10 protein-coding genes and 1 pseudogene are annotated in these 18,003 nt (G+C 64.5%); 1 reads left to right on the top strand and 10 read right to left on the bottom strand.

All coding sequences use genetic code 11. The annotated features are described in order from the left end of the window. Nucleotides 1-102 precede the first annotated feature (102 nt). The 3 genes from K8374_RS10485 to K8374_RS10475 all read right to left on the bottom strand — a co-directional run bounded on the left by K8374_RS10485 (nt 103) and on the right by K8374_RS10475 (nt 2,105). Nucleotides 103-978: a manganese catalase family protein gene (locus K8374_RS10485; protein ID WP_224458967.1), complete on the bottom strand. Its 876-nt coding sequence runs from the start codon at nt 976-978 to the stop codon at nt 103-105. A 59-nt stretch (nt 979-1,037) separates the two neighbouring features. After that, the gene (locus K8374_RS10480) at nt 1,038-1,460 is read right to left on the bottom strand and encodes a general stress protein (RefSeq protein ID WP_084857976.1); all 423 of its coding nucleotides are present in this window, start codon (nt 1,458-1,460) and stop codon (nt 1,038-1,040) included. A 159-nt stretch (nt 1,461-1,619) separates the two neighbouring features. Then, nucleotides 1,620-2,105 (bottom strand): VOC family protein, encoded by a 486-nt coding sequence (locus K8374_RS10475; protein WP_224458966.1) that lies wholly within the window; start codon nt 2,103-2,105, stop codon nt 1,620-1,622. Between the two features lie 125 nt (nt 2,106-2,230). Here K8374_RS10475 and K8374_RS10470 point away from each other — a divergent pair, with 125 nt between their 5' ends. Continuing rightward, the gene (locus K8374_RS10470) at nt 2,231-3,046 is read left to right on the top strand and encodes a protein phosphatase 2C domain-containing protein (protein WP_224458965.1); all 816 of its coding nucleotides are present in this window, start codon (nt 2,231-2,233) and stop codon (nt 3,044-3,046) included. Here the strand turns inward: K8374_RS10470 and K8374_RS10465 are convergent. From K8374_RS10465 to K8374_RS10435, 7 genes and pseudogenes are all read right to left on the bottom strand, one after another. Then, nucleotides 3,026-5,644, bottom strand: coding sequence for an EAL domain-containing protein (locus K8374_RS10465; RefSeq protein WP_224458964.1), 2,619 nt, complete (start codon nt 5,642-5,644; stop codon nt 3,026-3,028). The two genes, K8374_RS10470 and K8374_RS10465, sit on opposite strands and share 21 nt — an antisense overlap. Before the next feature lie 203 nt (nt 5,645-5,847). Further along, complete coding sequence (locus tag K8374_RS10460; RefSeq protein WP_224458963.1) at nt 5,848-6,561, bottom strand: DUF2063 domain-containing protein; 714 nt, start codon at nt 6,559-6,561, stop codon at nt 5,848-5,850. Further along, a complete protein-coding gene (locus K8374_RS10455; protein WP_224458962.1) occupies nt 6,554-7,387 on the bottom strand; it encodes a DUF692 domain-containing protein in 834 nt (277 codons plus the stop codon). Before K8374_RS10455 ends, K8374_RS10460 begins: the two co-directional genes overlap by 8 nt. 147 nt (nt 7,388-7,534) lie before the next feature. Further along, nucleotides 7,535-7,804 (bottom strand): annotated as a pseudogene (locus tag K8374_RS10450) (hypothetical protein); the annotation flags it as partial. A 166-nt stretch (nt 7,805-7,970) separates the two neighbouring features. After that, nucleotides 7,971-8,522, bottom strand: coding sequence for a DUF4174 domain-containing protein (locus K8374_RS10445; RefSeq protein ID WP_224458961.1), 552 nt, complete (start codon nt 8,520-8,522; stop codon nt 7,971-7,973). Between the two features lie 233 nt (nt 8,523-8,755). Continuing rightward, nucleotides 8,756-13,348, bottom strand: a complete 4,593-nt coding sequence (locus K8374_RS10440; protein WP_224458960.1) for an NEL-type E3 ubiquitin ligase domain-containing protein — start codon at nt 13,346-13,348, stop codon at nt 8,756-8,758. A gap of 86 nt (nt 13,349-13,434) precedes the next feature. Continuing rightward, a complete protein-coding gene (locus K8374_RS10435) occupies nt 13,435-17,970 on the bottom strand; it encodes an NEL-type E3 ubiquitin ligase domain-containing protein (protein ID WP_224458959.1) in 4,536 nt (1,511 codons plus the stop codon). Nucleotides 17,971-18,003 lie beyond the last annotated feature (33 nt).

The raw sequence follows: 18,003 nt of genomic DNA, 5'->3' as shown, positions 1-18,003 counted from the left end.
GAACAGACACTCCAGCCCCTCCCGGCCAGTGGCAACTATCGAGACGGGGCCGCAGCACGGCCCCGAATGCGTTGCCGCCATGGCGATCGGACTGCCAATGGCCTATTCATCATCGCCATTGACCCGCCCAAGCTCTGCCGCGGTCAGTGGCTGGGCGTTAGGATCGGAGGCGGTCCTGGCCTTGAATGCCTCCAGCGCCGAAGCCGAGGCTTCGTCGAGCTGCACCGAGGCGCTGCCATCGCCACCGTCGACCGCCGGTTGCGGCTCATCGACATAGACCCAGTCCTGGCCTTCATTCCAGGCGCCCCGTACTTCGCCCCCCTGGGACAGATTGAAGAAGGTTCTGTTGAACTCAGGATCGCCGGGCAACTTGCCCTGCGGGAAGTTGGGCTGGACGGCGTGCAAGGCCTTTTCGAACGAACGCTGGTGAGCAATCTCGCGGCTCATCAGAAAGCCCAGCGCGTCCTTGATACCTGGGTCGTCGGTCAGGTTGATCAGCCGCTCGTAGACGATCTTGGCGCGTGCTTCGGCGGCGATGTTCGAACGCAGGTCCGCGGTCGGCTCGCCAATGGTGTCGATGTAGGCCGCGCTCCAGGGCACGCCACCGGAATTGACCAGGGGCGCGCCAGCGCCATACAACAGGCTGGTGACATGGGAGTCATTGCCGGCACCGGTCAGCGATCGGTACAGCTCGCCCTCCTGCTCGATGCCTTCGGCCAGGCGCCCCTTGGCCCCTTTGTTGAGCATCACCACGATCGAACCGATCACCTCCAGGTGGCTCAGTTCCTCGGTAGCGATGTCGAACAGCATGTCCTTGCGCCCTGGGTCATCCTCGCTGACGGCCTGGGTGAAATAACGCATGGCAGCAGCCAGTTCCCCCTGCGGGCCACCAAACTGCTCGAGCAGCAGGTTGGCCAGGCCAGGGTTGGGCTGCGCCACGCGCACCGTATATTGCAGTCGCTTGTTGTGCATGAACATTGGCAATCCCTCGTCAGGCAGCCAGGGCGCGGGTGCGCCCTGGCAAGGTTCAACACAGGTCAGCGGTTGTCATCGTCGCTCTTGCGACCACCGCCATGGCTGTGCTGACCACCGACGCGGCCGGCCTCGGAGGCACGCTCACGGTCATTGGCGAAGTTGCCACCGGAAGCCTGCCCCCCTTTGCGACCGGCCTCGGAGGCCCGTTCGGGGTCGTTCTTGAAATTGCCACCGGATACCTGGCCACCCTTGTGGCCCGCCTCGGCGGCACGCTCAGGGTCGTTCTTGAAGTTACCGCCAGACACCTGCCCCCCCTTGTGGCCGGCTTCGGCTGCGCGTTCCGGATCGTTGGCGAAGTTGCCACCGGACGCCTGGCCGCCCTTGCGGCCAGCTTCGGACGCCTTCTCCCGGTCATTGGCGAAATTGCCTGGGTTGTTCTGTGCGCTGCCACCTTGGTTCTTACGGTCGTCTTGATTGCTAGCCATGATTTTCACCTCATGTCAGTTTCACACAGCTGAGTCTGTGTTCATGTACGACGCGAGGTACCCCTGGCTGCGCTCAGTCGATTTCCCGACTGGCTGACGAAATGCCTTAAACACTGGAGCCGGTGATTTCTTGCGTGCCAATACTCCGTTCGCTGTCGGCTATGCCGTGCCCTTGAGTGCCGCCTCGATGCGGGCCACGTCGATCTTGCCCATCTGCATCATGGCCTCGAAGGCCCGCCTGGCCGCCGCCCGGTCGGGGTTATCCATGGCTTCGAGCAGCACACGTGGGGAGATCTGCCAGGAGATGCCCCACTTGTCCTTGCACCAACCGCAGACACTTTCCTGGCCACCGTTGCCGACGATTGCATGCCACAGGCGGTCGGTCTCGGCCTGGTCCTCGGTGCAGATCTGGAAGGAAAAGGCTTCGCTGTGGGTGAAGGTCTTTCCGCCATTGAGCCCGACACAGGGGATACCGGCGACCGTGAACTCCACGGTGATCACATCGCCTGCCTTGCCTGACGGGTAGTCGCCCGGCGCGTGGTGCACAGCACCGACCGCGCTGTTGGGAAAGGTGCTTGCATAAAAAGTCGCTGCCTCCAGCGCATCGTCATCGAACCAGAGGCAGATCGTGTTCTTGGCGGTCATGGACGTTCTCCACCATTATGTTGGACAGATGCAGTCTAGCCCCTGGGCCTGGGCTGACGAGCGAACCTCGGACCGTTGGTCCGTGTCGTATGCATTTTTTCCTACCACGAGACGTTCGAGGGACCATGCATTTCGATCTGATTCAAAGCCTGAGCCTGGCCGGCAAGGCCGACGTGCCCAACGATGATCGTATCGGCTGCGCCGACCGCCACGCCTGGGTCATCGACGGAGCGACCGACCTTGGTCCTCCAGGCCTGCTGGGCGAGCGCGGCGGCGCGGCCTGGCTCGCCGCATCGGCCCAGCGCGCCTTCGCCATGGCGACGGGCCCCTTGCAGTCGGTGTGCGAGCAGGTGTTCGACGACTTGGCCCGGGCCTATGCACGTGACCGTCAGCGCGAGCCGATCGCCGGCTGGGAGCTGCCCCGCGCCGCCTTCGCGGCCGTGGCGCTGGAAGGCGACGAGCTGGTGTGTGCCCACCTGGCCGACTGCGTGGTGCTCCACCGCAGTGCCAGCGGCATCGCATTCCTGACCCCCGAGCCGGATCGTGAAGCCGAGCGTGCCGAGGCTCGGGCCCTTGGGCCCGGTACCGGCGCCCATGGCGTGCGCACACCGGCCGTGATCGCAGATCGGCGCATCGCCCGCGAACGGCCCAAGGCCGTGCTCGGCGTCGATGCGCCGCTGGCCAAGGCAGGCACGCGCTACACCCGTGCCCCAGTGGCCCGGGGCGACGACCTGGTGTTGATGAGCGACGGGTTCGCAGCCTTGTTCGACACCTATGATGCCTGTACCCCCGACACGTTCATGGCCCGGTTGCTCGACCAAGGCCTGGACGCCCTCGCCCAGGTACTCAGGCGCATCGAGCACGAAGACGCCGCCTGCCTACGCTACCCGCGCTTCAAGATGAGCGACGATGCCTCGGCGCTATGGCTGCGAGTGGGCTGAGCCTGTACGGCCACGTCGTGCCCCATCGCCGGCAAGTTGGCTCCCACCTGCGGGCCCTGTGGCAGGCTCGGCCATCATGCGCACCAGCACCTCGTTCTCCACCGGCTTGCTGAGCAAAAAGCCCTGCACCTCGTGGCATTGGTCCTCGCTGAGCAGGGCCAACTGTTCGGCGGTCTCGACACCTTCTGCGGTCACGGTCATGCCCATGGCATTACCCAGGTTGATGATCGCCTGGACCACACTGCGGTCACTGCCATTCTTGCCCAGCGACTGCACGAAACGCTTGTCGATCTTGATGCTGTCGAATGGGTAGGTGCGCAGGTAGCCGAGCGACGAATAGCCGGTACCGAAATCATCCATGTTCAGCCGCACGCCCAGTTCCTTGAGCGCGTTCATGGTGTGCAGGGCACCTTCGACGTCATTGAGCATGACGTTCTCGGTGATCTCCAGCTCCAGCCGGTGGGCCGGCAGACCAGTGGCCCGCAGCGCATCGCCGACATCGCGAACCACGTCGCTGCGGCTGAACTGCGCCGGCGACATGTTCACCGAGACCATGACCGGCTGCGGCCAATCCCGGGCCCTGGCACAGGCTTCGCGCAAGACCCAGTTGCCCAGCAGCACGATCAGGTCCGATTCCTCGGCCAGGGCAATGAAACGGTCCGGACGCAACAGCCCGAGCCGGGGGTGCTGCCAGCGCACCAAGGCCTCGACCGAGGCCACCGTGGCGCCATCGACCTTGAAGCGCGGCTGGAAATGCAGCACCAGCTCCCCACGCGGGATGCCCTCGCGCAACTCGCCCTCGAGCATGCGCTTGTCCATCAGCGCGGCGTTCAGCTGCGCCGAGAAATAGCGCCAGGTGTTCTTGCCGGCCTGCTTGGCGCTGTACAAGGCCACGTCGGCGTAGCGGATCAGGTCGCTCGGCGTGCCGGGGTATTCTGCTGACAGCACCACGCCGAGGCTGACCCCAATCTGCACGGCCTGCCCTTCCACCTGCATGGGCCGTTTGAGCGCCTCGATCACACGCAGGCAGAAGCGGTCCATATCGTCACGATCACCCGGGCGGGCCAGCACGACGATGAACTCATCGCCGCCCAGCCGCGCCACCAGGTCGCTGTCGCGGGTGACCTGGCCGAGGCGTGCGGCCACCTCGATCAGCACGGCATCGCCCGCTGGGTGGCCAAGGCTGTCGTTGATCGGCTTGAAATTGTCCAGGTCGAGCATCAACAGCGCCACCTGGGGCGTCTCCGGGCCCTGCCCGGCCTGTTCGAGGAAGCGGAACAGCTTGTTGCGATTGGGCAGGCCGGTGAGCGCATCGTGTAACGACAGGTGCTGGATCTGCGCATGGGCGGCCACTTCGTCGGTGATGTCACTGCAGGTGCCCCTGAAACCCGAGCACACGCCGTGGTCGACGATGGCACGTGCGGCGATCCGGCAGATCCGCTGCTCGCCCAGGTGATCCTTGTACTGGCAGCGCAAGCTGCCAGACGCACTGGTGGCGGCCAGGCCATGCAGCCACGTCTCGATGTGGCTGGTGTCGCAGGACAACAGCTCGGTGATCGGGCGCAGCAACCAGGCCTGCACCGCATGCCCGGTGAGTTCGGCGAAGCGGGCCGAAAGGTACGTCAGGCGTAGTTGTGCGTCGGTTTCCCAAATCCAGTCCGAGGCTGCTTCGGCCACCGCCTTGAAACGCTCCTCGCTGGTTTCCAGAGCCGCCTTGGACGCGGCCAGCTGACGGTGACTGTGATCGATACCGGCACTGGCGCGGATGGCATGACGGGCGAACAGCGCCATGGCCAGGGCGATCAGCAGCAAGGCAATGGCCAAGGGTGGGATCACCGTATGGATCAGCTCGGTGCCCGGTTGTGGGATTGCCCAGGTCAGTGCATGCCCGCTTCCCGCCAGCGGCAGAAACCCGCGCCCAGGCCGTTCGTCGGCCACCTCGCTGAGGGCAAAGCCGGACAACCCCACCGACCGGCCAAGCGACTCGAGCACAGCCGGCGAAAGCGCGCGGATGAACACCAGCACCGCAGTGGGGCGCGGCAGGTAGTGGGCCAGGGACGGCGGGCGGATCACCGCGGCCGCGAACACCGCCGGCTGGCCACGGTACACCAGGTAGCCCGAGGCGGCCTGCTCGGCCTGGTCGGCCGCACGGGCCAGCTGCAGAACGCGCCCGGCACTGTCGCTGTGACGCGCCAGGTCTTCATCGCTCAGCTGCCCCTCGACAAGGGCGTAGTGGGTGCCGTCGTCATCCAGGACATAGACGCCGGCGTAACCATCGACGGTATAGAGCGTGGCCCCGACGTTGTCCTCGTCATAGGCCCAATGGCTGTCGACCGGCCCGCCCAGATGGTCGTAGGCTGCCTGCCAGTGGGCATGGGTCAGCAGGAAGGTCCTCTCGTTCTTTTGCAACTGGGTCAGGGCCGATACTGCATAGAACCGGCTTCGTTCCACCTCCCGCCGGTCCAAGGTCTCGGCGAGACGATAAAGGGAGACCAGGCCAAGCACCAGAGCCAGCAGCAAGACACCGGAAAACACCAGGATCAGTTGCCGTACCACATGGCTGCGGGTTGACATTTCCTTGCCAGGGTTCACATCCATTCATTCACCGTCGCAACCTGAGGGGGGTTACCACGATTGACCGGAGCGCCAAGGCAACAAATCGATGCAACTGACGACCGGCTATCGCGGGGCATGTCCAATCGACCGTAGAAGCGACTGCTTGTTTTGTACAGAACAGCCCTGCCGCCACGCTGCCCAGGGATGTTCCATGACTCGCTTGCGCCCGCATTTCCGGCCGGTGCTCATGCCGCTGTGCAAGTACCCACGATCACGCCCTGCCGGCGTAGCCGCTCCAGCAATGCCAGCCCTTGAAGTTGGAGTTCTGCGTCCCCCAGCGCTTGCAGGCGCTCGCGGCCGGTTCCGGCAAGCCCCATCAATAGCTGGTAGGCCATAGGCGTCAAGCGCGCGAACCGGACCTTGAACGCAGCATCCCGATACACCAGCAACAAGGTAGGCACCTGTGGCGGCTCATCGGGTTGGTAATCAGGGCCTATCTGTTCCACGGGCCAGCGGTAGGCCAACACGCGGGCCACGCATGACAGCAGCGGGACTTCGTCGAGCAGATCGCCCTCGGGGTTGTGCGGCGCATCCCGGGCGTCACTCAGGTACAGCTGCGCTTCGATCCACTCATAGTGCGCCAGCTCCAACTGCCAGGGCGTATCGGCCTCGATGCCCTGCAGGTAGTCGATGAAGGTTTCAGCGACCTCGGTGAACAGCGGCGTGTGGCTGCGGTAGTTGGCATAGAAGCCACGCACCCTGGCATGCCAACGCGCCTCGCCCAACGTTTCACGCATGACCGGGAAACTGCCGGCCAACAACCCCTCCACGGTGTTGTAGAACAGCTCCCGGTAGACCTGCAGGCGCCATTGCTCGATGCCCGGCGGCGGCGGGTTGGCGTGTGGGTCGCGCAGATGGCGGGCGAAGGTCAGTTGCTGGGCGCGCAAGGTTTCATCCATGGTGAACGCTCCTGACGGCGTGTTGCAACGCGCGGATGCGCGCCGTCTCGGCCAGCAGCTCGGCCAGCGGCGGGTAGTTGAAATCGCGCTCGAGTACCGTCGGCTGCACACCGAAGCGCTGGACGGCCAGGGCGAACAACAACCACACGGCATCCTTCACCGGTGCGCCATGGGTATCGACCTTCAGGTCCGGCGCTTCATCGTAGTGGCCGGCCACGTGCATACCCACCACCCGCTCGGGCGGCAGGCCATCGAGGAACTGCGCGGCATCGTAGCCATGGTTGCAGGCGTTCACATAGACATTGTTGACATCCAGCAGCAGGTCACAATCGGCCTCTTCGAGCACCGCACGGATGAAGTCCAGCTCGCTCATGGCCTGATAGGGAGCGGCGTAATAGCTGATGTTCTCCACGGCGATACGCCGCTGCAGAACGTCCTGGGCCTGGCGAATGCGTGCCGAGACATGGCGCACAGCCTCATCGGTGAACGGAATCGGCATCAGGTCGTAAAGATGCCCATCGTCACTGCAATAGCTCAGGTGCTCGCTATACAGGCGCACCTGGTAACGCTCGAGGAACTGCTTCGTGCGCGCCAGAAAATCATGGTCCAGCGGCAGGCTGCCGCCCAGGGACAACGACAGGCCATGACAGGCGATGGCAAAGCGTTCGGCCAGGCGGTCCAGGCCCTGACCATAGGCGCCGCCGACGCCGATCCAGTTTTCCGGCGCGCATTCGAGAAAGTCGACCGCCCCCTGCTCCATCGCCAGCAATTGAGGTAGCAGACCGCGGCGCAGGCCCAGCCCGGCCTGTAAAGAAGTGTCGCTCATAAGTTCGAGGCTCCTGGTCGTGTGCGGCCCGAACGAACAGGTCTCGACCTGTCCGTGGGCCAGCAGCAAGGCTTCTCGCCAATACGCACAAGCCTTGCTGCAACTCAATCAAGCGTTGGTCGGTCAACCATGGGCCTTGCCATCGCCGCCACACTTGCCTTCGCCGCACTTGCCTTCGGCCTTGGTAGCTTTTGCGCCACCGCCGCATTTGCCCTCACCGCACTTGCCTTCGCCCTTGCCGGCTTTTTCGCTGGCGCCGCATTTGCCTTCGCCACACTTGCCCTCGCCCGCGGCCTTGGCCGCGGCCAGTTGGTAGCCCTGTGTCAGGGGTTCGGCGGCGAATGCGGTGTTGCCCAGGACCATGCCACCGATCAGGGCAGCGCCAAGCAGGCCAAGGGTGTTTTTCGACTGTTTCATGGTGTTGCTCCACTGTGGTTGGGAAGTGGAGCCATTTCATCGCGGTGGTGTATCGAGGGTGTATCGGTGACGGCGGGGTTTTGTATGGGAGTCGGTCGAACAGGGAGATTGATACAGTGCGATACATAAACCTGGCCTGGGCGTGCGGACCCAGGCCAGGCGGCCGTCAATCCTCCAGCGGCTTCGGTGGGGCCGCGGGCTTGGCGGGCTTGGCAGGCTTGTCGTCCTTGGGCTTGGCTTCGCTGGAGGTCGCCACAGGCTCCGGCGCAGTCACCGCCTTTTCACTGGCCGGCAGCTCGTCCACGGCCTTGAAGATCACTTGGGGGTCCAGCTTTTCCCCACTGTCGTCGTCCTTGAGCACATGCCGTTCACCGTCCTTGCCGACCAGGATCACCTTGGTGCCTTTGCTGGCGCCAAGCTTGAGTTCACGGATCAGCGCCATGGTGGTTTGCTGCTCGAGGTTCTTCTCCTCGCGCTTGCCCATCATGTTGGCGACGCTGTACAGGACCAGGCTGCGCTCCTTGAAGCCGGCCTGGGTGGCCGGGTCCTTGAGGGCCTCGTTCAGCCCTCGTAGGGTCGGGTCGGCGCTACTGGGTGCGATGATGACCAACGGCCTGGCCTTGCCCAGTTCCTTGGCCAGCGGCGCATCGCTGTCGGCAGCCAACAGAGGGCTGGCGATCGCGAACAAGGTGGCGAGGGTGAGTGACCGGACGAGCATGCGCATCTCCTTATTTTCTCGATAAAGACTACTGATCATGGAGAAAGATCCGACGTGCGAGCCTAAACCATCTGACCAGCCAAAGGGCCAGGCGGAAAGTAACCTGCCATTTCAAACCAACCTTCAGAGCGGGCTCAGGGCATTTGCGAAAAAATACCGATACCCACCCTGAGCATAGTCCAAAGCCGCGCGGTGAACTCCCCGGCCCATATTCCGACCTTCCCGCTGCCCCCTCAACGCACAGGCGTGGACGTGTCGTCGAACACCGACGCCATGGCCTCTCGGGTCAATGCCTTCATCGTGTCGTGCTCAGCCTGGTGCCGGGCATCGCTGACCTCGGCGATCCTGGCCAAGCGCTCGGCCTCAGGGACCTGGTGATCGGCCATCAAGCTATCGACACGCTGGCTGTAGATGGCATCCAGCTCGGCGAACTGCGCGGCATGAACGGCGCGCAGATGTGTGCGCCAGAAACTGCGATCGAGCAGCGAATCGAGCAGGCGGTCCGCTTCTCGCTCACCATCGAGCACCCAGGCGCGGGCCTGGGCGATGTGCGCTCGCCCGACCTGTGCCAAGTCCTGGAACTGCATGTCCTGGGTCTGGATCGGGAGGTCCAGGTCGATGCGCAACGCCAGGCGGTAAGCCAGCACGACTTCGATTTCATCCGGGTCCCCCCCAGCCCCTCGACGGTCCTGCACGTCCTGCCGGGCAAAGCTGTCGAGCTCGTCCAGGCGCCATAACTGCCGGCCCAGACGGAGCAAGGCGCGTACCCGGCCAGGGCCAGTCGCGTTGTTCTCGGCGTACCAGACCAGCATGCGCACCTCAAGGTCGCTGAAACACAACGCGACGCTGTCCACGCAGGTGAAATCCGATGCCACGCTGAACAGCTCGGTACGCAGGGCCAGGTGCTCCTGCATGCTGGACAACATGACGTACAGCCGGCTCGCCAGGCTCGCGGCGCCGGCCGAGCTACGGAACTCGGCGGTCTCGAGCATGGCCTGGAGCAATTGGAAGAACGGCACCGAATGTGGCTCGGCTTCCAGCAGCGCCCATAAGGCCGCCAGTTCATCCCGTTCCTGGTCATGCGCGACATCGAGCCAACGGGTACGAGGGGGCACTGCATTGCGCGGTGCCTGAGGCGCCCTGGGGGCTTGCAACGCTTCGCGAAAACGCTGCGCCTGCGCATCGGTGAAGGCATTGCCTTGCAGGCGAACCTCGCCCTCTCGCCATAGCCGTGCTTCGAACAAGGCGTTCGGTAAGGTGGCGATCTGGTTGTTGGCCATATCGAGCAGGCTAAGCTGGGGGCATTCGAGTACGCCGTGTGGAAGCTCCCGTAACCGGGTGTTGCGCAGGTGCAGTTCGGCCAGATGGGGCATGGCATGAACCGAGAAGGTCCGCCCCAGCGGGTTATGCGAGAGGTTCAAGTAAACCAGCGACTCGCAGTTGGCCAGGATCGTGGACTGCCCTGGGTCCAGGGCGATCCGATTGCCGTAGAGGTCCAGGCATTGCAGGTTAGGCATCAGCATCAGCTGTCGAGGAAGCTGGGTCAGGTGGTTGCCCGATAGTTCGAGCAACTTCACGTTGGGAAAGGCCTGCAGGAATTCATCCGGGACCGCCTCCAGGGACATGCCGCGCAACGACAGTGCGCTGACATGGCTCAAGCTTACCTGCTCCGGCAACGCCGGCAGCACGCCAGGCTCCACGCCCGACTGGCTCCACCAGAAACGCTCGACCAGTGATTGCTCGCCCGGCTGTGCAGGCACCCTGCGCTGCCAGCAATCCAGCAGCCCCGAACCGAAGTAGCGCCGTTGCTCGGCCTCTGCATCGTCACGTGCGCGGCGTATCCAGACGTTCACGTGGCGAGTCAACAAACGGTACTCCCGCTCCAGCCGTTCCAGGACGGCATCGACACCGCCTGGCTGTTCGGCCTGCTGGGCCAGCCAGAGGGCAACCTGGGTGTCATTGAAACTGGGGTACAGGTTACGTAGCCTCACGCGCAACGCTTGCGCCCCGCTACCGGCCCCACGCCCGCTGAGCGGGTAGCCGATACGACCATCGGCCAGGCGTTGCGGAGGTTGGAACCAGCCCTGGGGAGCCCTGTCACCCAGCAGGCCCGCCAACTCCTCGCGCCGGGAAATGGCCAACCGGCCGATCATGACCCGCAGGTTATGGGCAAAGGGCTCGTTGACCTGCATGGCACTGCGCTGGGCTTGCGTATAAGCCCCCGCCATCACCTCGAACAACTCGCCAGGCTCGCCAATGGCCGTGCCATCGGCGTGGAACCTACGAAACCGGCCATCGATGTGAACCAGATCCCATGGCGTGGCCCCTTCTGTCATTTGCGTCAGCACTGGCCCATCCACGGCGCTTTCTAACAGGCGCCAGCGCACTGCGCCTGCGGCGCTCGGCAGGTGCCTGAGCATACCCAACACCGCCCGCGCCAGGTCCGCATCCTGGGGTACATCCAGGTACAACGCCTCGCAGGCCCCTGCCACACGGGTCCGTCGGGTACGGAGCCTGGCAGCCTCGGCCAGCCGCAACGGCACCCGTGAACGACGGGCAAGGCTCTGGCGCTCGGCAGCGCTCGCGGCATCCAGCAATGCCTGCGCGCTGCGCTGACTCAGCCTGGGAAACGCCCGCCGCAGCGTCGCCACCGCGATGCTGTCCGAACCTTGCAGAGTGTCCTGGAATTGCCGTAGCAACACCCGGCGCTGCCCGGCGACCCACTCCGCCAGGGCTTGATCGCCGATGCTGGCCGCCCCTGGCAGTCGCCTCGCCTGCTGCAGCAACGGCGCGTCCGTGACCGCCTGCCCTGAGCCCAACTGGCTGATCAGGGTGCGTATACGCTGGTCGAGCTGGGTACGTTCCACACTGTCCACCAGCTCCGCCTCCGGCGCCCGGCCATACACATGCCAGGCGCGCAGGTCGTCCTCCTCCAGACCGTGGAAGCCCAGGACCTGATCGATCTGTTCATCGTCCAGCGCCGTGAAGCGGCCACCCAGACGTCGGAACAGGTAATGCTTGCCAGCCCACTGGGTGGGTTGTTCCGTCCATGATCGCCAGGCCCCTGCGCCATTGTGGCGGAGCAACGGCCCGTGGCCTTCGCGGGGCACGAGTTGCCATTGCCCATCGTCGGCACGTTCGGTGACCGGATAATACTGGCCTTGCATTTCGACCCACGCCTGCTCGCCCAGGCGATGGACACCGGCGTCGTCACGCACCGCTGCCGTGGGTGGAGGGTCGCTGCGAAACGACGACAGGTCTGCTTTCCACAGTTTTACCGAGCCATCTTCCAGCATGGCCGGCACCATGCTGTCCACCAGCGAAGCGCGCGCCCAGGCCCTTTGTGCCAGGCTCACGCCTGCAGCGGTGGCGCCAAGCAGCGCCACATCAGTGGCAACGTTCAACAGATGGTCCAGGGCATCGCCGCGTTCGCCTTGGCGCCAAGCTTCGACGCCGTGATAGACCTCGCCAAGCAGCTCCCAGGTACTGGCTGCGAGCAAGGCCAGGCCGATACCTGGCACGAAGAAGCCCGCCAGTGTGAGCAGCGCCCAGCCCTCGGCCTTGAGCCGCAGGTCGTGTTTGCGTTGCACCTCGCGATCCACTTCCGCGACCGGGACCGCGATCATCCTGGCGTCATCCTTGAGCTGGTCTACCCGGGCCTGCCCGAGGCAGGCGAACAACGCCCCTGGATAGTCCGCCAAGCGCTCGCGCAGATCGATGTTGGCCAGGTCCGATACGCCCTGGTAGCCCCTTGTCACGGCCTGGAAGAATGCATAGCTGTGACGCCGCCGCACGAACCGGGCAAAGGCGCGCTGGTAGGCGGGTGTGCGCAGGCGCTTGCCCAGGGCGTTGGCGAAATGGCGCAGGTCCCGGTACGCGCCCCAGGCACCCTCCTGTTCCGCCGGGATATATACCAGCACCCGATTGACCGTGTTGTAGACGAGCCCCTGGTCGAGCACTTCCACCACCACGATCTGCTCAAGATCGATACCCAACAGTTGCAGGCGCCGGAGTTTCAGTGGGTTGCCATCGAGTTGCCGGGGTTGGCGCAACAGGCACAGGTCGACCAGCAGCCGGTATTCGGCATCGGTCAAAGTGCCTTTCATGTGCGCCACACAGGCATCGACCAGCATGGCATAGCGCTGCGCACGCGCCAGCAATGTAGCGGTCGGCAGGGGCTCCTCTTCGCTTGGCTGCAACACCGTCTCCAGGTGTTGCTGGTATTGCCCGCCCAGGTCGAGCTCACGGCACAGCGCAGCGAACGCTTGTGCGCTCGGCGTTGCCTGGGCTTGCCCTGTCGGGTCGACCAGGCCATTGCCCGGGGCCTGCTGGTCGGTCTTGCCCGGCCCGGTGAAGATATTCGCCAGCGCCTGTTGGAGGCTGGCGAACACCCCGTCCTGCGTGGGCATCTGCGTCGGCTTGGCTTCAGCTTCGGTGAAATTGCGCAGTGCCGCCTCGACCAGCGACACCTGTTCATAATGCGCCTCGCTCAGGTGACTGCCGGTGGGCTGGCTGCCGATCACAGGCAGCCAATGGCCCAGACGGAACTGCCATTGTCGGGCCGGGTAGTCACCATTGAACCTGACCTTCAAGGCGGCTTCCAGCCGGCTCACCGCGAAGGTATCGATGTTCTGAAGCTGCTCGAGCCGTTTTTGCGCACGTTCCTGATAATACAGACCCAGCTTCATGGCATCCTTGAGGACTTCGACTTGGTCTGCCGGGGCCGAGCGCATCCAGGCGGGCAGTCGCTTGGCGATGATGCGGTCCTGATGCGCCTGGTCCTCGCGCCTGGATGTCGAGGGGCGGTCCTGCTCATGAGCGTCCATGGTGCTTTTGTCTCCAGTGGATGAAGACGCGAGCTTAGGCACCCGCACCTGGCGCGGAGCACTAGATAGTTAGCGCCTGCGTGCGCTCACCGAACATCGATTGCGGTTTGCCCTGAGGCTGCCTCCATCGCTTCGCTGGTCAAGCGACGCCTCAGGTAACGTTCATCCGCCTTCTGGATGTCATGGGCACGGTTGATCTGCGCCTCGATCTGCTCCACCCGCCTCTGCCTCTCGTTGGCGGGCAAGTCCTGACGCGCCCGCTCAGCCTCCAGTCTGGCGAACAACGCGGCTACGCCCTCATGGTGAGGGGCGTTGAGCGTGTCGAACGCTTGTCGGTGCGTTTGCGCCAGGTATTCCTGCCAATAGGTCTGGTCCACCATCCAGTCCGTCAGGACTTCCTGATCCTCCGCCGCGAGGACTCCGGTGCGAATGCGCTCGACCTGGGAGGGGTCTATACGTGAGCTCCACGGGTATGCCATCTCGCTTTCCTCGATGGGCAAATCCAGTGGCCCGCGCAGGGCGAGGTAATAGCCAAGCTTCACCTCGACGGGGTCGACCGGCGTGCGCACCGCTTCGAGCGCCTGAATGTAGCGACGCACCCGTACCTCGACTTCGGCCAACCGCCACAGCTGGCGCCCCAGGCGAAGCAGCGCGTTCTGTTGGTCGACGCCAGTGGTCTGGGCCCGCGCTCGTGCCGCCATCACCCGAACCTCGAAATTGATGAAGCGCCAGAGTGCACTGTCCTGGCAGGTCAGGGCATCGTCTGCATGGGCAAACAGCTCTTCGCGTAGCGCGGCATCGGCACGCAGGCTCTGCAACAGCTTGAACACGCGGGTGGCCAAGGCCCGTGGCCGGCTTTGGAACTCCTCTGTGCCCAATAACCGCCGTAACAAGCCCATGACGCCTTGCGAACCTGGCATGGCCTCGAGCATGCACCACGTCTGTAGCAACGTATCCCGGTGCGATGCCTGGGCGGCATCGCTCCACTGGCGGGCATGGGCATTCTGCCGGTCGAGGGCTTGTGCATCCGCCCTCAAGGCTTGGGCATCTGTCTGGGTCAGCGGGTTGCCCGCCAACGACACGCGGTGACGTAGCCAAAGCGGTGCCCGGAAAAACGCCTCGGGCAGCCTGGCGATAGGGTTGTCACTCAGGTCGGCGAAGGTGAGCTCCTGGCAATCGAGCAATCCCGATGGCAACTGCCCAACCTGGGTATGGCGCATCAACAGCCTGTTCAAACGCTCGAAACCCACAAGAGAGAAGGTCCGTCCCAATGGGTTGTAGGAAAGGTTGATGCATTCCAGCTGGGTGCAGCCTGACAGCTCCATGGCTTGCCCGGCATCGAGCACGATATGGTTGCTGTACAGGTCGAGTTCTCGCAGTTGCGACATCTGCGCAAGCCCTGGCGGCAAGCGTGCCAGCCGGTTGTTGGCGATCTGCAGGGTCTGCAGGCGCGTAAACCCACGAAGGAAGCTACCAGGCACACGCTCCAGGTCCATGTCGATGAGGGACAGCTCGATCACATGCGCGAAACTGCGCTCGGGCAGTTCCGGCAGATGGCCCGGCCGGAAGTTACTCAATACGAGCCGGGCCTCCGACGCCTGGGCCGTCAACGGCAAACCATCGTTCGAGACCCGTTGCCAGCAGGCCAGCAGCCGTTCCCTGACCGCTCGCCGGTCCGAACGGGTACGGCGTGGCGCGGCGTCCACCCACTCCGACAGGGCACGCTGCAACCCTCGCAATTGCTCATGCAATACCCTCAGTTCGACCACAAGGTCCCTACCCGCTCGCTGCATGTCCAGCGCCCAATCGGCAATCTGCGCTTCGGTATAGGCGGGATAGACCCGGCGCAACTCCATGTTCAGCGTCCAGGGCACCAGGCCCTGCGTCGCCTGGTGCGGCCGATGCCCACCCAGGGGATAGCCCAGCCGCCCTCCGGCCTGGCGCAAGGGCATATGTAACTGGATGCCGGACCGGTCCGTGCCCAACAGGCGCCAGGTTCGCTCGCGGCGGTCCATCGCCTGGCGGGCGACCAGCACCCGCAGGTTGTGATCGAACGGATCATGGATACGCATGGCATCGCGTTGATCGATTCGATAGGCCCGTGCCATGACCTCGAAAAGCTCACCCGCCTCGCCCTGTACCTGGCCCTGTGCATCGAGCAGGATGAAACGGCCACGGACGTGCACCAGGTCGAAGGCTGTCATGCCCTGTGCAGTGCCGAACAGCAGCGGCCCGTTCGAATAGCCCTCGAACAACCGCCAACGCACCCCGCTGGCCGCGCCTGGCAGGTGTTCGAGCATGCCCAGCGCGACCCGCGCCAGGTCAGCGTTCTGGGGCATATCGAAGTGGAGGGCTTCGTACACCCGTATGGCACGCACCCGCAGGCTGCGCGCCCTGGCCATTTCGGCCAGGCGCAGGGTGACCCGCCCGCGAGCGATCAAATGCTCGCGGTCCACGGCGCTGGCTTGCTCGACCAGGGCCTGCGCCGCGTATGGGTGCAGGCTGGGAAATACCCTGCGCAACGCACGACTGCCAGGCGTGTCGCTGGCCTGGGCGCTCTCGTACAACTGCTGCAACAACTGCCGACGGGCGGCCCACGCGCGTTCGGCAAGGTCCTGGTCCGACAGCTCGGTCGCGCCCGCCAGGCGCCTGGCGTGTTGCAACACCACCAGGTCATCGACAGGCTCACCGGCACGCAAATGAGCGACCATCGTCCGGATGCGTTTATCCAGGCGTACCCGCATCACGCTGTCCACCAGTTCGGCATCCGGGGCCACGCCTCGGACATGCAAGCCACGCAAGTCATCGCCATCGATGCCATGGATCAGCAGCAGCTGGTCGATCTGCTCGTCGTCCAGCGCGCGGAACCGACCACCGAAGCGGCGGAACATGCGATGCACCTGTTCCCATTGCGTGGGCTGTTCCGACCATACGCGCCAGGCACCGGCAGCGTTATGTACCAACACCGGGGCATGCCCCTGGCGAGGGCTCAGGCACCATTGCCCATCAGCGGTAGCATGCACGGCATAGAAATGGCCATCCATCTCGACCCAGGTCGATTGCTCGAATCGGTACACGCCCTGTTCGTCACGTACGGCAGCCGGCGGCAGCGTGGTGCTGCGGAACGGTTGCAGGTCATGGTTCCATAATTTGACGCCGCCGTCGTGCAGGTGCGCCGGTGCACAGGCGTCGACCTGGGTCGATCGTGTCCAGGCGCGACTGGCCGCGCCTAGCGCCACGGTCGTGGCCCCGATCGTCAAGAGATCCCTGGCCACGTTCATGACATGATCCAAGGCAAGGCTGTCATCACCTTCATGCCAGGCTTCCACGCCGAGGAAGATTTCCTTCAGCAACGCCACGGCAGTGGTCGCCAGCAGGAACGCCCCCACTTCAGGTACGAACACGCCGGCCAGCCCGACCAACCATCCTCCCCCGGCAAGCAGGCGCTCGTCCTGTTCGCGTTGCAGCGCCGCATCCAGTTTCGCCACCGGCGTGGCGATCATCGCCGCATCGTCCTTGATCTTAGCGATGCCTGAGCGCGCCAGGCTCTCGAACAGCGGCAGGGGATAGGCGCTCATGTGCTCCTTCAGGTCCAGATTGGCCCAAATGGTCAACGCCTCGAGCTCGGTCGTCACCGAGTAGAAAGCCTGGCGATGGCGCCGACGCACGAACCGGGCGAAAAACGCCTGGTACACCTTCGACCGCAGGCGCCGCCCCAACTCGTTGGCGGCCTGGCGAAGGCTTGGAAACGCGCTCCAGGCGCCATGCGGGTCTTCCGGAACGTTCAGCAAGACGCGTCGAGTGCTACCGCGCAGCACCCCTTGCTCGATGACATCGAGCACCACGATCCGCTCCAGGGGGCACCCCAGCAGGCTCAGTTGCTTGGCGACCACCCGGTCTCCGTCCAGCAGCCCAGGCTTGCCCTCCCGGCACAGCTCGACGATCAGCGTCAGCTCCTGTTCCGTCAGGCGTCCCATCAGCCTGCCTTGGTAGGCTTCGACCAGCATGTCCTGGCGCGACGACTGGGCCAGCAGCCAGGTCCCCTCACGCCCTGCCTTCGTTGCCTGCCAGACCGCCTCCAGGTGTCGCTGGTACTCGGCCCCCAGGTCCAGCTCACGGCACAAGCCGGCGAACTCGCTCGCCGAGGGTGGCTTGACCTTGCCTGCGCGTGGATGGGTCAAGCGGTTGCCCGGCGCCTGCGTGCCCGGCCGGGTTTCGTCCAGGGTGAAATTGCGCAGTGCCGCTTCCAGCAACGGGATGTCCTTGTAATGCCATTCATTCAAATGGGCGCCTACGGGCTGCGCATTGATGACCGGCTGGGCAATGCCCCTGAGAAACCGCCATCGCCTGACATCGAAGGTTGCCTGGTAGCGTTGCTGAAGTGCGGTTTCCAGGCGTGATGCGACGAACCGGTCCAGCGGCTCGATCCGTTTGAGCAGCGCGTCCACCTGATGACGCAGCTCCAGGCTCTCGCCCAAGGCCAGGCCAAGGGCGCCCAGTTGCCTGACGTTGGCCTGGCGAACCCAGCCGGGCAAGTTCTGAGCGATGAGTCTGTCCTGGACAGCCTGTCCGAGCCTGGTCACGTTCACGTCGGCATTGGCAAGATTGTCGCTGCTGTCCATGTTGCGTCTCCCGGGGGCAAAGCCAGCAGGCTA

The organism is Pseudomonas sp. p1(2021b) (assembly GCF_020151015.1).
In the GTDB taxonomy this organism is placed as follows: Bacteria; Pseudomonadota; Gammaproteobacteria; order Pseudomonadales; family Pseudomonadaceae; genus Aquipseudomonas; species Aquipseudomonas putida_K.
The sequence above is the reverse complement of the archived record's forward strand: the minus strand, read 5'-3'. Positions and strand labels throughout refer to the sequence as shown.